The following is a 17,858-nucleotide window of genomic DNA, read 5'->3' on the forward strand; positions in this document are numbered from 1 at the left end:
ATAATTTTTAAACTGAAAAAGAATCTAAAATATATTAAACCATTCTCTTTTTAAAATAGCAGCGGTCAGCAAATATTTGAAAAACAAAAATTAAAACAAATAGCATGCGAGCGGTTAGAGGTAATAAAGGCGAAATGATTATAGATAGTAGCCAAACAAAAATAGCATTTAAGGAACGAAATTTTAACCACTTTGCTAATATTGGAGTCATACCTAATTTGCCCATTTCATTTTTAGAAATATTTTGAATTAGTAAAAAATTAAAAACACCAATACAAGTCAAGTTTATACTATATAAAATAAATGGTCCATTAGTATTAAATCCTTCTACATATAAAGCAGTTGAGAATGGAAGTAGTACAACAAACAATAATAAGAATATATTTATCCATAACAGTTTATCATTAATTTTTGTTACGTATTTAAAAATACGTAAGTGAGAAACCCAGTAAAGAGCAGTTACTAAAAAACTAACAAAAAAACCAATAAAACTAGGAATCCTATTACTTAGCAATTCCATAATCCCAACATCGTATATTTTTTGAGTTTCTGGAATTTCAATTTCTAAAACAAGTAAGGTCATTGCAATAGAGAAAACAGCATCACAAAATGAAGCAACTCGACCTTTATCATAAACTATATCATTCATGAGTCGAATATAGATAAAATGAAAATCGAAAAAAAAGTTTATCTAAAGTTATTGAAGCAATATTTTAGATGTAAAAACATTATACCAAATATAATATAAAATGAGTCGTATAGAATTGAAATTTATTTCCGTTTATTCAAGGCGTGAAATTTAAAAATAGCATTAGCTATTGTTCAATTTTGTAACGAAGAAGAAATAGGAAATAAAATTAATTATTAGTCTTATTTTGTGTTGTATTTGGTATTACGTATAAATCGCGTATTTGAAAATTATTAATCCGTAGTACTTAATTTTCAAAATTTGAAAAACTACCATCTTTATAAAAAATAACAATACGCTCAATTTCTTTTTTTGAATTTGAAACTATTTGCTTTATTTCAGAATTTTGGTTTTGAAATTTTTCAGTTTCAGTTTTTATTTCAGTTTTTGTTTTTTCATCTGGATCAATTTTAATTTCAGTTTTAGAAAATAAATCTTGATTTTGTGAAATTGGTTTTTCTATTATTTTTTCTTCAGAAACTTTTTTAGCAGGAAAACTTCCTTTGCCATTCATTAACCAATACAATTCTACTTCAGGAAAAGAGGAGAGTACTTTGAGAACAAATTCTAAACTGGGTTTATTTCTACCAGATAAAATATGAGATATACTTGAACGTTGCACACCAATTTTTTCTGCAAAAGAAGAGGCACTTTCTCCATAATATTCTATGACTTTTTTGAGTCTTTTAGTAAATGCTTCGTTGTTTATCATTGTAAACAGTGATTATTGAATTTAGAACGTTACAAATGTAAACATATTGTTTTTGCTATGCAAGATAAATACATTAAATATGATACAATTGTAAACTTTTACTTTACATAAACAACTATAGTTATCTGATTTATAAATTATTAAAGAGAAAATTAAATAATTATAAAACACAAAATACTTTTAATAAACAAATCTAGATTAAAAGACTATTATTTGTAGACAGATGTAAACAACAATTGTAAACAAATGAGTTTACAATTGTAAATTTATTAATGTTTACATTTGTATCACTATTAATTTACATATGACAATTGAAGATTTAAAATCACTATATAAACAGCACTTCGAAGCTTCGCTTTTTGGGCGTTATATACATACTAAAAACATTAAACCTCTTTTAGAAAAACATACTAAGCATTTTAAAATTGAAGTGATTGGTGAGTCTGTGTTAAAAGAAAATATATACTCTATTACTTTAGGTACTGGATCCAAAAAAGTGTTAATGTGGTCTCAAATGCATGGAAACGAATCGACAACTACCAAGGCAATATTCGACTTATTAAACTTCTTTTGCGAAGACAAAGATTACTCTAGATCAATTTTAGAGTCTATTACAATTGTTATAATACCTATTTTAAATCCAGATGGTGCTAAAGCTTATACGCGTTTAAATGCAAATAAAATTGATTTAAATCGTGATGCACAAGATTTAACTCAGCCAGAAAGTAATGTGCTGAGAGATCTGTATAATAAAGTTCAGCCCGATTATTGCTTTAATTTACATGGGCAACGTACTATATTTAGTGCTGGTAATACAAGTAATACAGCTGCTTTGTCTTTTTTATCTCCTGCTCAAGATATTGAGTGTACTATTACAGATAATCGCAGAAAAGCAATGTCTATAATAGTTAAGATGAATACTATGTTACAAAGTGAAATACCAAATAAAGTTGGTATTTATGATGATGCTTTTAATATTAACTGTGTTGGAGATACCTTTCAAAGGTTTAATGTGCCTACTGTGCTTTTTGAAGCCGGTCATTTAGCTAACGACTATAATAGAGAAGAGGTGAGGCGTTTAATTTTTCAATCTTACATAGTAGCTTTACAAGCAATTGTACTTAATACTATAGATGTAAATGATGATAAGTTGTATTTGTTAATACCAGAAAATGAAAAACTGTTTTACGATATAATTATTCAAGATGTAGATTTTAATGGAGAAATTCTTGATGTGGCTATACAGTATCAAGAAAAATTAATAGAAAATAAGCTGCATTTTGTGCCTAAAGTTGAAAAAATCGAAAAACTAGATGGCTTTTATGCTCATAACTATTTAAATGCCAATAATAACAGTGTTTACAACTTAAAAAAAGAGCATTTGTTTGTAGGTAACGAAATCGATTTCGTATATATCGAAAATGTAAAATTATCATTAAATATTGGTTAATCTTAGTTTTTAATGTAGATAATTCATTGTAAATGTATTATTTTTGCTTTTTATTTAATAAAACAAACGTAAATGGCTAAATTTAAACTAGATGAGATTGATCATCAAATTCTTGATATGTTGATCGATAACACAAGAGTTCCTTTTACAGACATCGCTAAAAAATTATTAATTTCTGCAGGAACTGTTCATGTAAGAGTTAAGAAAATGGAAGATGCTGGTATAATTAAGGGATCTTCATTAACATTAGATTACAAAAAACTAGGATACTCTTTTATTGCATATGTAGGAGTATTTCTTCAAAACACTTCGCAAACCAAATTTGTTTTGGAACGTATTAATGAAATACCATATGTAACTGTAGCACATGTAACTACAGGGAAATTTAATATTTTCTGTAAAATAAGGGCTAGAAACACTGAGCATGCTAAAGATGTTATCTTTATGTTAGACGATATAGAAGGTGTTTATAGAACAGAGACTATGATTTCTTTAGAAGAGAGCTTAAACGATAAGAAGCGTTTAATGCATGATATCTTTACAAAACTATAATTTTAATTATTTTTATAAATCAGCCCCTTTAGTATCTATACTATAGGGGTTTTTTTATTACATTTATTTGAAAAAATACAGGCTATGACTATTAAAGATTTAAGTACTACAGAATATTTACCATATTTTCAAAATTATATTAATCAAGTTGGGAATATTGAGTTGATTGAGGGTTTAGAAAATGGCTTACATGAAATAAAGACATTTTATCAATCTATTCCAAAAGATAAGTTAGAATATAGGTATGCTGAAGGTAAATGGACTATTAAAGAAGTTATAGTTCATTTATTAGATACAGAACGTATATTTTGTTATCGCGCTTTAAGGTTTTCAAGAAAGGATAAAACGCCTGTTTCAGGATTTGAGCAAGATGACTATGTTGCAAATAGTGAGTCTAATGCTAGATCCATCGAGGACTTAATAGAAGAATTTGTAGTGTTAAGACAGTCTACAATATGCATGTTTAAAAGCTTTGCTAGGAAGACACTGTTAAATAAAGGTATTGCAGGTTCTGGTGAAGTGTCTGTTCGTGCTTTAGGGTTTTTAATTATTGGGCACGAAAAACATCACTGCAGAATAATAGAAGAAAGATATTTATAATTAGTCTTCTTCTTTTAGTAAAGATTCGTCAACAATAATGTGACCATTATCGTTAAGTTCTAAAACGTCATCTTTATTAAAATTAGCCATAGTGTAATGTAATTTACTATTTACTTTAACTAAGTAGATTGTGTTTTCTGTTTTAACTTCTACGGCTTCAATAGTTTCGTTTTTATGGTTGTCAAAAACAATAATGTCTTTATCACCATAACCATCTGGGAATCTTTGTGTAAGTAAATTTAACACGTTAGGCGTTAGCTTCTTATAATCAACAATTACTCTTTTCATAACTAGAAATTTTATGTTAATAGATAAGTTTAGATTAGATAGTAAGCGTCCTTATAAAATTACAATTTTTTTTAATTAAAATGAATTAACTGCTATAAAAATTGAAGGCTTTAATAATTAATTCATTGTCAACTATACAGTCAACTTTAGGATTGCCTATAGATTTTAATAGGACAAAATTAATATTTCCGTGTTCGTTTTTTTTGTCATACTTAAGAAGTTCAATAATAGGAGGTAAATCTTCGTTAGAAAATTCAATATGACCATATAATTCTTTAAGATTGTTTTTAATGCTTTTGTTTTTTTCTTCAGAAAAACCAAGTGTTTCAACAGAAAGGTAGTTGGCTAATACCATTCCAATAGCAATAGCTTCTCCATGAAGTAGTCTTTCTTTGCCTTCTGTTTCCATAAAGTAAGATTCAATAGCGTGACCTAACGTATGTCCATAATTTAGGGTTTTCCTTAAATTCTGTTCTTTAGGGTCTTTGTCTACAATATTCTTTTTTATAGTAATAGATTCATGAATTAGTCCACCTAATTCTTCAAGGTTTAAATTTCTAATATTTAAGCAACGATTAAAATAATCTTCAGAATAAATCAAACCGTGTTTTAGCATTTCGGCTAGTCCAGATCTAATTTCTAATGGAGGAAGTGTTTCAAGAAAGTTGATATCCACTACAATTAATTCAGGCGTGTTTATAACTCCAATTTGATTTTTTAAAGTCCCTAAGTCTATACCGGTTTTTCCGCCAATAGAAGCATCTACCATTGCTAAAAGTGATGTAGGAATATTAATAAAATCTATACCACGTTTAAAAGTAGAGGCTATAAAGCCACCTAAATCAGTTATTACGCCACCGCCAATATTAATAATTAGACTTTTTCTGTCTGCGCCATATTCGGATAATGCTTCCCAAAGGCCTAAGCATATATCTAAGTTTTTTTGTTCTTCTCCAGGTTCTATTTCAAGAATGTCATATTCAATATCTGCACTTAAATTTGCTAGAACATGTGGTACGCAATCTATATTGGTGTTTTCGTCTGCAAGGATAAAGATTTTAGAATAGTTAGATTTTTTTATATGCTTATTTAAAGCTTCGTAACCAGCGTTATTAAAATCTATAGTATAATCTTGGGTTGTAATTGAGGTCATTAATAGTGTATTATATGTGATGTAAAAATAAGGAGTTTTTAAAGAATTTAGACTTTGTTCATTTATATTTGTGCAAATATTATTTTGTATTTAAATGATTTCAGAAAACACATTCGATAACACCCAAGTTGCATTTGCTTTGAAAAGTGATTCAGAGCTAGAACGTGCTTATTTTTTATTTAAAATGATTTCAAAAGAACCTTTGGTTCGTATTGGTACCGCTGCAACAAATTTTGCTTTAAAAGCGAATTTACCAATAGAAGGCTTAATACGAGCTACTGTTTTTGATCATTTTTGTGGAGGAGTAACAGAAGTAGATTGTATTCCGGCTATAGATAAAATGTATAGTAAAGGTGTGAGTTCTGTTTTAGATTATTCGGTAGAAGGAAAAGAAACAGAAGCTTTTTTTGATGATGCAACACAAAAAATATTGGATATTATTCATTTTGCTGATGAAAAAGAAGCAATTCCTATTGTGGTATTTAAACCAACTGGATTTGGAAGGTTTGCATTGTTTCAAAAGATAGGAGAGAAGCAGGAGCTAGCAAGTGAAGAGCAAGAAGAATGGAGTAGAATTGTAAATCGCTTTGATCAAGTATGTAAACTAGCTAAAGAAAAAAAGGTGGAAGTATTGATTGATGGCGAGGAAAGCTGGATGCAAGATGCAGCAGATAAGTTGGTTGAGCAAATGATGGAGCGTTATAATAAGGACGCTATAGTTGTTTATAATACTTTGCAAACTTATCGCTGGGATCGATTAGAATTTTTAAAAGCGTCACATAATAGAGCTGAAGAAAAAGGATTTAAAATGGGGTTTAAAATTGTTCGAGGCGCTTATATGGAAAAAGAGAGAACAAGAGCTAGTGAAAAAGGGTATAAGTCTCCAATTTGTGAAACCAAACAAGATACTGATGATAATTTTAATGCTTGCTTAGAGTATATTTTGAATAATCTGAATACTATTTCAATTTTTGTTGGTACTCATAATGAAGAAAGTACTTTTCTTGCTATGCAATTAATGAAAACTTTAAATATAGAATCAGCAGATGAGCGTGTTTGGTTTGGACAATTATATGGGATGAGTGATCATATTAGTTATAATTTATCCGATTTAGGGTATAATGTTGCTAAATACTTACCGTTTGGTCCAGTTAAAGATGTGATGCCTTATCTTATTCGTCGTGCAGAAGAAAATACTAGTGTGGCAGGACAAACAGGAAGAGAATTAGCGTTAATTAAAAAAGAACGTAAGCGCAGAAAGGCTTAATCTAAAAATTCAATAGATTTTAAAGTTGCAGTTTTTTCACAGTTTTCGACAGTGATTGCTGCTTCTTTTTTGTTTATTTCTCCCTCAATTTGGTAAATGCCACATGGTTTCTTTCTACTTTCGCTTTTAGAAAAGTTAATGTCACCTTTGTATAGAATATAATTTATATCTGTAGTGTCTATGTTTTTTGATGTAATAAACTCTGTAGCACTACTTGAATAAACAATTTCTTTAGAGTTTATATTTTTTAAAACTCTAGCGTCTGGTCCATAATCACAAGATACTTTTTTTCCATTTAAAAAAAATGCTAATAGCACTAAACCAATGGCAAATCCGCCAAAATAATAACCAAATCGTTTAAGTAAATTCATTGAAAAAAACTTTACTATTCTAATTTATAATAGCTGCAAAATTCGTTATTTATTCTCACTTAGAGTAGTGTTTATTAAATAAAATAAAAGAATTAAAATATTAGAAGATTAGCATCACTATATTTTAGGTCAAACCATTCGCCAACAGCTCTATTTGTTAAAATACCATGGTAAAAATATAGGCCATTTTTAAGTCCACGATCTACTCTTAAAGAATGTTCTAAACCACCATCTTCGGCAATCTTAAGTAAATATGGTGTAAAGATATTACTAATTGCAGCAGAAGCTGTACGAGAATAACGTGCAGGAATATTTGGTACACAATAGTGTGTAACACCATGCTTTTTAAATGTAGGTTGTTTGTGTGTAGTGACTTCACTAGTTTCAAAGCAGCCACCCATGTCTATACTAACGTCAATAATAACCGAACCTTTTTTCATTTGTTCAACCATATCCTCGTTAACTATAATTGGTGCACGATCTTTTCCACGAACTGCACCAATAACAACATCACATCGTCTCAATGCTTTTTTTAAATATTTAGGTTGTAGAGTGGAGGTGTATAGAGTGCGCCCTAAATTGGTTTGTATACAACGTAATTTTGTGATAGAGTTGTCAAACACTTTAACGTTTGCACCTAAACCAATAGCGCTTCTTGCTGCAAATTCGCCAACAGTTCCTGCTCCTAAAATAACAACTTCAACTGGTGGTACACCACTAATGTTTCCAAACATTAAACCATTTCCTTTATTAGAATTACTTAATAATTCGGCAGCAATTAAAACGGAAGCCGTACCTGCAATCTCGCTTAAAGCACGAACAGCAGGATAAGCACCATCATCATCTCTAATAAACTCAAAAGCTAGTGCTGTTATGCGTTTCGAAGCTAGAGTTTCAAAATACTTTTTGTTCTGAGTTTTTAATTGTAATGCCGAAATTAATATCGTTTGCGGGTTTATTAGTTTTAATTCTTCGATAGTTGGTGGTTCAACTTTTAATATCATAGGGCATCCATAGACCTTAGCTACATCATTAGTGATTTCAGCTCCATTTTCACTATAATCTCTATCACTAAACTTTGAACCTTCACCAGCGCCAGATTCTATTAGTACACGATGGCCGTTATTAACAATTGCTGAAACAGCATCTGGAGTTAGGCATACTCGTTTTTCTTGAAATGAGGTTTCTTTTGGAATACCTATAAATAAAGAGCTTTTGTGTTTTAAAATTTCTAAAGTTTCCTCCTGTGGTAATAATTGTGCTTTAGAAAATGGGGTAATGGATTTTGCCATTGTTTATTATTCGAGTTTTATAAGGAATTAAATTACGAATAAAATATTGAAATGTAGAATTATCCTTAAAAATACTGTTTGATTTTTTCCCAAATAGTTCTAGGCTTAAAAGTTAGCTCATCTTCTAATTCTTGAGTTGTTTTGTTTACAGTGTTTAGTTTGTAGAAAATTCTAGCCCGTACTAGGTATATTGATGGTATAATTATTATCATTACAGGTAGTAAGTCTAAGAAATTTACTTCGTCAAAAAAAACTAAATCATCATTAATAGCATTTATCGCTTGATAAATATAAAGGGTAATAGGTACTATTATTGCATGATGCCACCAATGTCGGCAAGTAAAAAACCAAATAATTAGTAATATTAAAGGTATTAACTTACCAGATAGCACCCAAAAAGCAACATTTGCATCTTCATAATATGCGCTATTATATGTAAATAAAAAAGTGTCCCAAATTTTAGTTTTTGGAACACTTTTATAAATTTGAAATAGCAAAGGTGTTAAGGCAATAATAGTTGCGATAATTGACCCTTTGATAAAATTGTTTTTATCCGTGTGTTGGAACTTTGATTTTTCTTTTGTCAACTCCTGTTTCTTTTTGGTCATTTAAGTCAATAATGTTAGTTGCGTTTGCAGTGAATAAAACACCACCGAAAATAGCCAAAGCTATTACATACTTTTTAGTTCTCATAATGTTAGGGATTTAAATTAATTAATAGTCCTAATTTATATAAATCACTAAGCAATATTGCTTGTATATGTTAAAAATATGTTAAAAAAACATTTTTGTTTAAATTTCATTACGGCTAAAACCGTAATGTTTCAAAAATACAATTTTTAATGATAAGAAAAAATACCGTAAGCCTTAACATATGTTAAGAAACGAGAGCTTTCTGTCTTCAATATTTGGAGAGGTAATTTCTATTATATTGTAATTTTTATTTAATAAAGGAGTAATTATTTCCGGCCATTCAATTAATAAAATGGCGTTTTTATTTAAATAATCTTCAATTCCAAAGTCATATAATTCTTCTTCATTCTCAATTCTATATAAGTCGAAATGATAAATGGAATTTGCTTCTGTTTTATATTCATTTACTAGTGAGAATGTTGGGCTGCTAACCCTATCTTTAGAACCTAATGCTTTTACTATTGCTTTAATTAGAGTAGTTTTTCCCATTCCCATGTCTGCATGAAATAGAAAAATGTTAGATGTAGCTATATCAATTATTTGCTTTGCTACAGTTTCTATATCTTTTAAAGTGTAGATTCTTTCCAATGTTTTACTTTTTTTTCAAAAATAAGTAATAACAACTATGATTTCATACTAATTTTATTTAATTATAATATCTGGCATATAACCATAGTTGTTTATAGTTTGTAGTATTATTTTGGATCTAGTACTACAAATGGAATAATCATTTCTTCTAGCGAAACACCTCCATGTTGATAAGTATTACGATAATAGCTTACGTAGTGATTATAATTGTTTGGGTAAGCAAAAAACAAATCACTTTTTGCAAAAATAAAAGAGCTATTCATTGATAAAGATGGTAAATGAATGGTTTTTGGGTTTTTAGCAGCTAATACATCTTTGCTTTCATAGCTTAAACTGCGGCCAGTTTTGTATCTTAAATTTAAACTAGTATCTCTATCTCCAATTACTTTTGAAGGGTTTTTTACGTTAATTGTGCCATGATCAGTAGTTAAAATAAGTTTAAACCCCATTTGTTGAGCTTGTTGTATCATTTCTAGTAATGGAGAATTTTTAAACCAACTTTGGGTAAGTGAACGGTAAGCTTTATCATTTGAGGCTAATTCTTTTACAACATCCATTTCTGTTTTAGAGTGCGATAACATATCAACAAAATTGTATACCACAACGGTTAAATCGTTGTCTTTTAGTCCTCTAAAGTTGTCGGCTAATTTTTTACCATCTCTTAAGTTTGTTATTTTGTAGTATTCGTGTTTTAAATTATTAATGCCTAAACGTTTCATTTGTGCATTTAAAAAATCTGCTTCATGCATGTTTTTACCACCTTCATCTGTATCATTTTTCCAATACTCAGGATGTAATTTTTCCATGTCACTAGGCATTAATCCAGAAAAAATGGCATTTCTAGCATATTGCGTTGCAGTTGGAAGTATACTAAAAAAAGGAATTTCTGTTTTCTTTTTGTAATGGTTAGACACTATAGGTTCAAAAGCTTTCCATTGATCGTATCGTAAATTATCAATAACTACTAATAAAGTTGGTTGTTCTTTACTAAGTTCTGGCGCGACTTTATCTTTAAATAAGACATGAGATAATGTTGGAGCATCTGTATTTGGTTCAAACCAAGTTGGGTATTCTTTATCTATAAATTTACCGAATTGAATATTGGCTTCATTCTTCTGAGATTCTAATATTTCAAACATGCCAGTATCTTCAATATCCTCTAGTTGCATTTCCCAATAAATTAATTTTTGGTATAGAGAAGTCCACTCTTCATAAGAATTTACCATCGCCATATCCATCGCAATTTTTCTAAATTCTTGTTGGTAATTAGAAGTTGTTTTTTCAGAAACTAATCGAGAATGATCAAGGTTTTTCTTTAAGCTTAATAGAATTTGATTCGGATTTACAGGTTTTATAAGGTAATCAGCAATTTTATTACCAATGGCTTCTTCCATTATATACTCTTCTTCACTTTTAGTAATCATAACTACAGGAAGAGAATCTTGTTTTTCTTTAATCTCATGTAAGGTTTCTAACCCTGTAAGACCAGGCATGTTTTCATCTAAGAAAACAATGTCAAATTTTTGATCATCAAGAATTTCTATTGCTTCTGTTCCGCTATTACAAGTAGAAACATTATAATTTTTTTTCTCTAAAAAAAGAATATGTGGTTTTAATAAATCGATTTCATCATCAACCCAAAGTATATTTATTTTATCCATGTATATTTGTTTATATAAATCATTGAAAAATTCTCAGTTTGCAGACAAGTAACAAACTTAAAATATTAAACGACCCAATTTACGGATTTATTACTATCCCAAATTCTTTAATTTTCGATTTAATAGAACATAAATATTTTCAACGACTACGTCGTATTACCCAAATGGGTATGAGTTATCTGGTTTATCCAGGTGCGCATCACACACGTTTTCATCATGCGATAGGTTGTATGCATTTAATGCAAAAAGCTATTCAAGTACTTCGTTTTAAGGGTGTTGAAATTAGCGACGAAGAGGAAAATGCATTATTAGTGGCTATTTTATTACACGATATTGGACATGGGCCTTTTTCTCACGCTATGGAACATAGTATAGTTAATGGTGTTTCTCATGAGCATATATCAATGCTTTTTATGGAGGCTTTGAATGCAGAATTTAACAACGATTTAACTTTAGCTATTAAAATATTTAAGGGAGAGTATCACAGGAAATTTATGTGCCAATTAATATCAAGTCAAATAGACATGGATAGAGCAGATTATTTAAAACGAGATAGCTTTTATACCGGAGTAGCAGAAGGTAACATTAATAGTGAACGTTTAATAACAATGCTTAATGTTAAAAATGATGAGTTAGTAGTAGAGGATAAAGGTATTTATTCTGTTGAAAAATTTCTTGTTGCTAGACGTTTAATGTATTGGCAAGTCTATTTGCATAAAACGAGTTTATCTGCCGAACAATTGCTTATTCGCGTATTAAAACGCGCTAAGGAATTAACAAAAAAAGGAATAGAATTGCCAGCAAGTAAGTCTTTAAAATACTTTTTGGATAATGAAATCAATATAAAAGATTTTTCTTTAGAAGTATTAGGAACTTTTTCAAAACTAGATGATTATGATATTGTTTCTGCAATGAAAGATTGGCAATATCATGATGATTTTGTTTTAAAGAATTTGTGCTATATGATTATTAATAGAGACTTACTTAAGGTTAAAATAAAGAAAAAAAGTATAAAACCGGCGTTGTTGTTACAGCATAAAAAAGATTTAATTGAAAAATATTCTATATCTGAAGATGAAGCAGATTATTTTGTTTTTACAGGAGAAATTTCAAATCAAGCTTACACACAAAAAAAACAAGGTATAAGTATTTTGCATAAAAACGGAAAAATTGAAGATATAGTTAAAGCTTCAGATCAATTAAATCTCAAAGCACTATCTAAACCAGTGACTAAATATTATATCTGTTATCCAAAGGAAAAATTGTGATTATTTTTTCTATTTTTGCGTCAGATGAAGTTTACAGCAGAACAAATAGCAGGTATATTAGAAGGTGATATTGTGGGTAATCCACAGACTGAAGTTTCTAAACTATCTAAAATTGAAGAAGGAGTAGAAGGTGCGCTAACATTTTTAGCTAATCCTAAATACACACCATATATATATACTACAAAAGCATCTATAGCTATTGTAGGAAAAGATTTTGAACCAGAACAAGAGGTTTCTGTAACCTTAATTAAGGTTGAAGATGCTTACAAGTCTTTTTCTAAATTACTTGAATATTATAATCAAGTAAAGCTTAATAAATTTGGTGTAGAACAACCTTCGTATATCTCTCAATCTGCAATTTTAGGCGAAGATATTTATGTAGGAGCATTTACTTATGTAGGAGATAATGTTAAAATCGGAAAGAATGTTAAGATTTTTCCAAGTTCATATATTGGTGATAATGTAATAATTGGAGATAATACTGTGATTTTTTCAGGTGCTAAGATTTATTCAGAATGTACCGTAGGTAGTAATTGTGTTATTAACTCAGGAGCAATAATTGGCGCTGATGGTTTTGGTTTTGCACCTAACGAATCTGGAGAATATACTAAGGTTCCACAAATTGGTAATGTAGTCATTGAAGATTTTGTTGATATTGGTGCTGCTACTACTATTGATAGAGCAACTCTAGGTTCTACTATTATAAGAAAAGGTGTTAAGTTGGATAATCAAATTCAAATAGCGCATAACGTAGAAATAGGTAAAAATACAGTTATAGCAGCTCAAACAGGTATAGCTGGTTCTACAAAAATTGGAGAAAATTGCCAAATAGGAGGGCAAGTAGGTTTTGCAGGACACTTAACTATTGGTAATGGTGTTAAAATTCAAGCGCAGTCTGGAATAGGTAGGAATATTAAAGACAATGAAATATTACAAGGCTCACCTGCATTTGGTTATGGAGACTGGAACAAGTCGTATGTATACTTTAAAAACTTGCCTAAATTGGCAAAAACAATAAACGAATTAGAAAAAAAAGAACATGGCAATAGTTAATTCGGAAGTCAAGCAAAAAACTATAGAAAAAGAAATTTCTTTAAAAGGTGTAGGATTACATACTGGTAAAGATGTAACCTTAACTTTTAAACCTGCGCCTGAAAATTCAGGTTTTGCTTTTAAGAGAATAGATTTAGAAGGTTCGCCAATTATTGAGGCTGATGCTAATTATGTTACAAACACACAACGTGGTACTTGTTTAGAAAAAAACGGGGTTACTATTCAAACTTGTGAACATGTTCTTGCAGCTTTTATAGGCTTAGATATTGATAATGCTGTTATTGAATTAAATCAATCTGAGCCTCCAATTATGGATGGTTCATCTAAATTTTTTGTAGAAGCAATTGAGGCAGCTGGTATTGTTGAGTTGGATGCTTTTAGAGAAGAATTTATAGTAAAAGATGTTATTTCATATACAGATGAAGAAACAGGAAGTGAAATTTTAGTGATGCCTGCAAAAGAGTATCAAATTACTACAATGGTAGATTTTGGTACTAAAGTGTTAGGGACTCAAAATGCAACGTTAAATCATATTTCAGATTTCAAGAAAGATATTTCAGACTCAAGAACTTTTAGTTTTTTACATGAATTAGAATCACTTTTAGAGCATGGTTTAATAAAAGGAGGAGATTTAAATAATGCAATTGTATATGTTGATAAAGAATTATCTTCAGACACAATGGAAAAATTAAAAGTAGCCTTTGGAAAGGAAAAGATTGCTGTTAAACCAAATGGTATTCTTGATAATTTAACATTGCACCACCCTAATGAAGCAGCAAGACATAAATTGTTAGATGTTGTAGGTGATTTAGCACTTATAGGTACTAGAATAAGAGGTAAAGTAATAGCTAATAAGCCAGGGCATTTTGTGAATACACAATTTGCTAAGAAGCTATCTAAAATTATAAAAAACGAAAGACGTAATAATGTTCCTGAAATAGATTTGAATCAAGCACCATTAATGGATGTTAATCAAATTATGGACATGTTACCGCATAGACAGCCATTTTTGTTAATAGATAAAATCTTTGAATTGACCGAAAAAAATGTAATTGGTATGAAAAACGTTACCATGAACGAGCCATTTTTTGCAGGTCACTTTCCAGGAGCACCAGTAATGCCTGGTGTGTTAATTGTTGAAGCAATGGCACAAACGGGAGGAATTCTAGTACTTAGTACTGTTCCGGATCCAGAGAATTATCTAACCTTTTTCATGAAAATTGATAAAGTAAAATTCAAACAAAAAGTAGTTCCTGGTGATACATTAATATTTCAATGTTCGTTAATTACACCAATAAGAAGAGGTATATGTCACATGCAAGGTTATGCTTATGCTAATGGGAAACTGTGTGCAGAAGCAGAATTAATGGCTCAAATTACCAAAGTGAAAGAATCATAAAAATGAAACAAGTGAGGCTTTCGTTTTTATTTTAAACTAAAGCATTAAATTGCGAACGCATTTTAAAATTATTATAACAAAAAATGAATCAACCATTAGCTTACGTACACCCAGGAGCAAAAATCGCAAAAAATGTGGTTATTGAACCATTTACAACCATTTATAATAATGTTACCATTGGTGAAGGCACTTGGATAGGAAGTAACGTAACTATAATGGAAGGTGCTAGAATAGGAAAGAATTGTAACATTTTTCCAGGAGCAGTAATATCTGCTGTGCCTCAAGATTTAAAATATAATGATGAGGATACTACTACAGAAATTGGAGATAATGTAACTATTAGAGAGTGTGTTACTATTAATAGAGGTACTACAGATAGAATGAAAACTGTAGTGGGAGATAATTGCTTAATTATGGCGTATTGCCATATTGCTCACGATTGTATTGTTGGTAGTAATTGTATATTTTCAAATAATAGTACCCTTGCGGGACACATTACTATAGGTGATTATGTTATTTTAGCGGGTATGACAGCTGTCCATCAATTTTGTTCGGTAGGTAATCATGCTTTTGTAACTGGAGGATCTTTAGTACGAAAAGATGTGCCTCCATTTGTGAAAGCAGGAAGAGAGCCTTTATCTTATGTAGGTATTAATTCTGTTGGATTAAGACGAAGAGGTTATACGACAGAGAAAATTAGAGAGATTCAAGATATATTTAGAATATTATATCAAAAAAATTATAATAATACTCAAGCTTACAATATTATTGAAGCTGAAATGGAAGCAACTACCGAACGTGATGAAATTCTTCAATTTATAAAGAATTCACATCGCGGAATTATGAAGGGTTACTTCAAATCAAATTAATAAAAGACAAGAAATTTATGGCATCTACATCAGATATTAGAAACGGATTATGTATTAAGTATAATCATGATATTTATAAAATAATAGAATTTTTACACGTTAAGCCAGGAAAAGGACCTGCATTTGTTAGAACAAAATTAAAAAGTGTAACTAATGGAAAAGTAATTGATAATACATTTTCTGCAGGACATAAACTAGAAGACGTACGTGTAGAAACACATAAGTTTCAATTTTTATACAATGATGGAGATTTCTATCATTTTATGAATCAAGAAGATTATACTCAAATTCAATTAACAGAATCTGCTTTAGATAAGCCTGAATTAATGAAAGAAGGAGAAGTTGTTACTGTTATTATTAACTCTGAAGATAATGCACCTTTATCTGTTGATTTGCCAGCAAGTGTTGTATTAGAAGTTACTGCAACAGAGCCTGGAGTAAAGGGTAATACAGCTACAAACGCTACTAAGCCAGCAACTGTTGAGACAGGTGCAACGGTTAATGTGCCTTTGTTTATTAATGAAGGAGATAAAATTAAAGTAGAAACAGAAAAGGGTACTTATAAAGAACGTGTTAAAGAGTAGTTTTATTGAAGTTTCCTAAACCACATACTTTAAAAGCAATTGCACAACTTATAGGTTGTGAATATGTTGGCAATGAAGATTTTCCTGTTCTTGGTATGAATGAGATTCATGTTGTAGAATCTGGAGATATTGTTTTTGTAGATCATCCTAAATACTATGATAAAGCTTTGCAATCTGCAGCAACAATAGTATTAATAAATAAAAATGTCGAATGCCCAGAAGGAAAAGCATTACTAATTAGTGATGATCCTTTTCGTGATTTTAATAAACTAACAAATCATTTTAAACCTTTTCAGGCAGCAAACTCAAGTATTTCTGAGTCTGCTATAATAGGAACGAACACTATTATTCAGCCAAATTGTTTTATTGGTAATAATGTTGTTATAGGTGATAATTGTATTATTCATGCTAATGTTACTATATATGATGATGCCATTATTGGTAATAATGTAACAATTCATTCTGGTAGTATTTTAGGAGCAAGTGCTTTTTATTATAAAAATAGGCCAGAAGGTTTTGATCAATTAGTTTCTGGTGGAAGAGTCGTTATTGAAGATAATGTAGATATTGGTGCGCTTTGTACAATAGACAAAGGTGTAACTGGAGACACAACTATTGGAGCTGGATCTAAATTAGATAATCAAATTCAAGTTGGTCACGATACTGTTATTGGTAAAAAATGTTTGATAGCATCTCAAGTTGGAATAGCAGGATGTTGTATTATTGAAGATGAGGTTACTATTTGGGGACAAGTAGGTACAAACAGCGGAATTACAATAGGAAAAAAAGCCGTTATTTTAGGTCAGACAGGTGTAACAAAATCCGTTCAAGGTGGTAAGAGTTATTTTGGAACACCTATTGAAGAATCTAGAGTAAAACTAAAAGAATTAGCTTATGTTAAGCAGATTCCTAATATAATAGATCAATTAAAAAATAAATAGATGTCATCTAAAGCAATAGTTAAAGCATTTTATGATTCAGATTTAGCAAATGATGAATCTGTAGTTTCTAAATTTTTCCATGATGATTGTGAATTACATTGGAATAGTAGTCATGGGTTTATGATTCTTAAATATAAAGAAATTGAAGATTTTTTTAAAGGCACACGTGAATCATACAATACACTTCGTTTTCAGTTTAGTCATTTATTGGAAGATAATGAGTTTGTAACAAGTAGACATACTTTATATGCTCATACAATTGAGAACCCAGATAATGAAGTTGCTTTGGCGCATTTTACTGCTGTTTGGGAGGTTAAAGAAGATAAATTATATCGCTGTTATGAAATTAGTCAGCAAGCAGATGAAAAAACTTTAGAATCAAATACATTTTTAGAAATAAAAATTTAAAATAGATTAAAAAAATAGCTA

21 protein-coding genes are annotated in these 17,858 nt (G+C 29.9%); 11 read left to right on the plus strand and 10 right to left on the minus strand.

What is annotated here, in order from left to right:
* Nucleotides 1–34 precede the first annotated feature (34 nt).
* Nucleotides 35–649: a TMEM175 family protein gene (locus tag Q0997_RS13395; protein ID WP_299889702.1), complete on the minus strand. Its 615-nt coding sequence runs from the start codon at nucleotides 647–649 to the stop codon at nucleotides 35–37.
* A gap of 286 nt (nucleotides 650–935) precedes the next feature.
* The gene (locus tag Q0997_RS13400; protein WP_299889704.1) at nucleotides 936–1,400 is read right to left on the minus strand and encodes a helix-turn-helix transcriptional regulator; all 465 of its coding nucleotides are present in this window, start codon (nucleotides 1,398–1,400) and stop codon (nucleotides 936–938) included.
* A 304-nt stretch (nucleotides 1,401–1,704) separates the two neighbouring features.
* Here Q0997_RS13400 and Q0997_RS13405 point away from each other — a divergent pair, with 304 nt between their 5' ends.
* From Q0997_RS13405 to Q0997_RS13415, 3 genes are all read left to right on the plus strand, one after another.
* Nucleotides 1,705–2,850 (plus strand): M14 family zinc carboxypeptidase, encoded by a 1,146-nt coding sequence (locus tag Q0997_RS13405; RefSeq protein WP_299889706.1) that lies wholly within the window; start codon nucleotides 1,705–1,707, stop codon nucleotides 2,848–2,850.
* A 72-nt stretch (nucleotides 2,851–2,922) separates the two neighbouring features.
* Nucleotides 2,923–3,402, plus strand: a complete 480-nt coding sequence (locus Q0997_RS13410) for a winged helix-turn-helix transcriptional regulator (protein ID WP_299889708.1) — start codon at nucleotides 2,923–2,925, stop codon at nucleotides 3,400–3,402.
* A gap of 84 nt (nucleotides 3,403–3,486) precedes the next feature.
* Nucleotides 3,487–4,002 (plus strand): DinB family protein, encoded by a 516-nt coding sequence (locus Q0997_RS13415; protein WP_299889710.1) that lies wholly within the window; start codon nucleotides 3,487–3,489, stop codon nucleotides 4,000–4,002.
* Here Q0997_RS13415 and Q0997_RS13420 read toward each other — a convergent pair whose 3' ends face one another.
* Together Q0997_RS13420 and aroB are read right to left on the minus strand one after the other, a co-directional pair.
* Nucleotides 4,003–4,290 (minus strand): hypothetical protein, encoded by a 288-nt coding sequence (locus tag Q0997_RS13420; RefSeq protein WP_299889712.1) that lies wholly within the window; start codon nucleotides 4,288–4,290, stop codon nucleotides 4,003–4,005.
* A gap of 85 nt (nucleotides 4,291–4,375) precedes the next feature.
* On the minus strand, nucleotides 4,376–5,443 hold the full coding sequence (aroB, locus tag Q0997_RS13425) for a 3-dehydroquinate synthase (protein ID WP_299889713.1): 1,068 nt from the start codon (nucleotides 5,441–5,443) through the stop codon (nucleotides 4,376–4,378).
* 94 nt (nucleotides 5,444–5,537) lie between these two features.
* Between aroB and Q0997_RS13430 the strand changes: the two genes are divergently transcribed.
* On the plus strand, nucleotides 5,538–6,710 hold the full coding sequence (locus Q0997_RS13430) for a proline dehydrogenase family protein (RefSeq protein WP_299889715.1): 1,173 nt from the start codon (nucleotides 5,538–5,540) through the stop codon (nucleotides 6,708–6,710).
* Here the strand turns inward: Q0997_RS13430 and Q0997_RS13435 are convergent.
* From Q0997_RS13435 to Q0997_RS13460, 6 genes are all read right to left on the minus strand, one after another.
* Nucleotides 6,707–7,081 (minus strand): hypothetical protein, encoded by a 375-nt coding sequence (locus Q0997_RS13435; RefSeq protein ID WP_299889716.1) that lies wholly within the window; start codon nucleotides 7,079–7,081, stop codon nucleotides 6,707–6,709. The two genes, Q0997_RS13430 and Q0997_RS13435, sit on opposite strands and share 4 nt — an antisense overlap.
* A gap of 92 nt (nucleotides 7,082–7,173) precedes the next feature.
* A complete protein-coding gene (locus Q0997_RS13440) occupies nucleotides 7,174–8,373 on the minus strand; it encodes an alanine dehydrogenase (protein WP_299889718.1) in 1,200 nt (399 codons plus the stop codon).
* Nucleotides 8,374–8,438: 65 nt separating this feature from the next.
* Complete coding sequence (locus tag Q0997_RS13445) at nucleotides 8,439–8,960, minus strand: hypothetical protein (protein WP_299889720.1); 522 nt, start codon at nucleotides 8,958–8,960, stop codon at nucleotides 8,439–8,441.
* A complete protein-coding gene (locus Q0997_RS13450) occupies nucleotides 8,923–9,066 on the minus strand; it encodes a hypothetical protein (protein WP_299889722.1) in 144 nt (47 codons plus the stop codon). Before Q0997_RS13450 ends, Q0997_RS13445 begins: the two co-directional genes overlap by 38 nt.
* 174 nt (nucleotides 9,067–9,240) lie before the next feature.
* Nucleotides 9,241–9,654 (minus strand): tRNA (adenosine(37)-N6)-threonylcarbamoyltransferase complex ATPase subunit type 1 TsaE, encoded by a 414-nt coding sequence (gene tsaE / locus Q0997_RS13455; RefSeq protein WP_299889724.1) that lies wholly within the window; start codon nucleotides 9,652–9,654, stop codon nucleotides 9,241–9,243.
* A 107-nt stretch (nucleotides 9,655–9,761) separates the two neighbouring features.
* Nucleotides 9,762–11,315 carry a bifunctional response regulator/alkaline phosphatase family protein gene (locus tag Q0997_RS13460; RefSeq protein WP_299889726.1) on the minus strand — a complete coding sequence of 518 codons (1,554 nt, stop codon included), beginning with the start codon at nucleotides 11,313–11,315 and terminating at the stop codon, nucleotides 9,762–9,764.
* Nucleotides 11,316–11,353: 38 nt separating this feature from the next.
* Between Q0997_RS13460 and Q0997_RS13465 the strand changes: the two genes are divergently transcribed.
* The 7 genes from Q0997_RS13465 to Q0997_RS13495 all read left to right on the plus strand — a co-directional run bounded on the left by Q0997_RS13465 (nucleotide 11,354) and on the right by Q0997_RS13495 (nucleotide 17,837).
* Nucleotides 11,354–12,583 carry an HD domain-containing protein gene (locus Q0997_RS13465; RefSeq protein WP_299889727.1) on the plus strand — a complete coding sequence of 410 codons (1,230 nt, stop codon included), beginning with the start codon at nucleotides 11,354–11,356 and terminating at the stop codon, nucleotides 12,581–12,583.
* Between the two features lie 24 nt (nucleotides 12,584–12,607).
* Entirely contained in the window at nucleotides 12,608–13,636 is a 1,029-nt protein-coding gene (gene lpxD, locus Q0997_RS13470) for a UDP-3-O-(3-hydroxymyristoyl)glucosamine N-acyltransferase (RefSeq protein ID WP_299889729.1), read from the plus strand.
* Nucleotides 13,623–15,035, plus strand: coding sequence for a bifunctional UDP-3-O-[3-hydroxymyristoyl] N-acetylglucosamine deacetylase/3-hydroxyacyl-ACP dehydratase (locus tag Q0997_RS13475; RefSeq protein ID WP_299889730.1), 1,413 nt, complete (start codon nucleotides 13,623–13,625; stop codon nucleotides 15,033–15,035). Before lpxD ends, Q0997_RS13475 begins: the two co-directional genes overlap by 14 nt.
* Before the next feature lie 83 nt (nucleotides 15,036–15,118).
* Nucleotides 15,119–15,904: an acyl-ACP--UDP-N-acetylglucosamine O-acyltransferase gene (gene lpxA, locus Q0997_RS13480; RefSeq protein ID WP_299889731.1), complete on the plus strand. Its 786-nt coding sequence runs from the start codon at nucleotides 15,119–15,121 to the stop codon at nucleotides 15,902–15,904.
* A gap of 17 nt (nucleotides 15,905–15,921) precedes the next feature.
* Nucleotides 15,922–16,488 (plus strand): elongation factor P, encoded by a 567-nt coding sequence (efp, locus tag Q0997_RS13485; protein ID WP_299889732.1) that lies wholly within the window; start codon nucleotides 15,922–15,924, stop codon nucleotides 16,486–16,488.
* Nucleotides 16,489–16,493: 5 nt separating this feature from the next.
* Nucleotides 16,494–17,429: a UDP-3-O-(3-hydroxymyristoyl)glucosamine N-acyltransferase gene (locus Q0997_RS13490; RefSeq protein WP_299889733.1), complete on the plus strand. Its 936-nt coding sequence runs from the start codon at nucleotides 16,494–16,496 to the stop codon at nucleotides 17,427–17,429.
* A complete protein-coding gene (locus Q0997_RS13495) occupies nucleotides 17,430–17,837 on the plus strand; it encodes a nuclear transport factor 2 family protein (RefSeq protein WP_299889734.1) in 408 nt (135 codons plus the stop codon).
* Nucleotides 17,838–17,858 lie beyond the last annotated feature (21 nt).

This window comes from uncultured Lacinutrix sp., from assembly GCF_947500325.1.
Taxonomy (GTDB): Bacteria; Bacteroidota; Bacteroidia; order Flavobacteriales; family Flavobacteriaceae; genus Lacinutrix.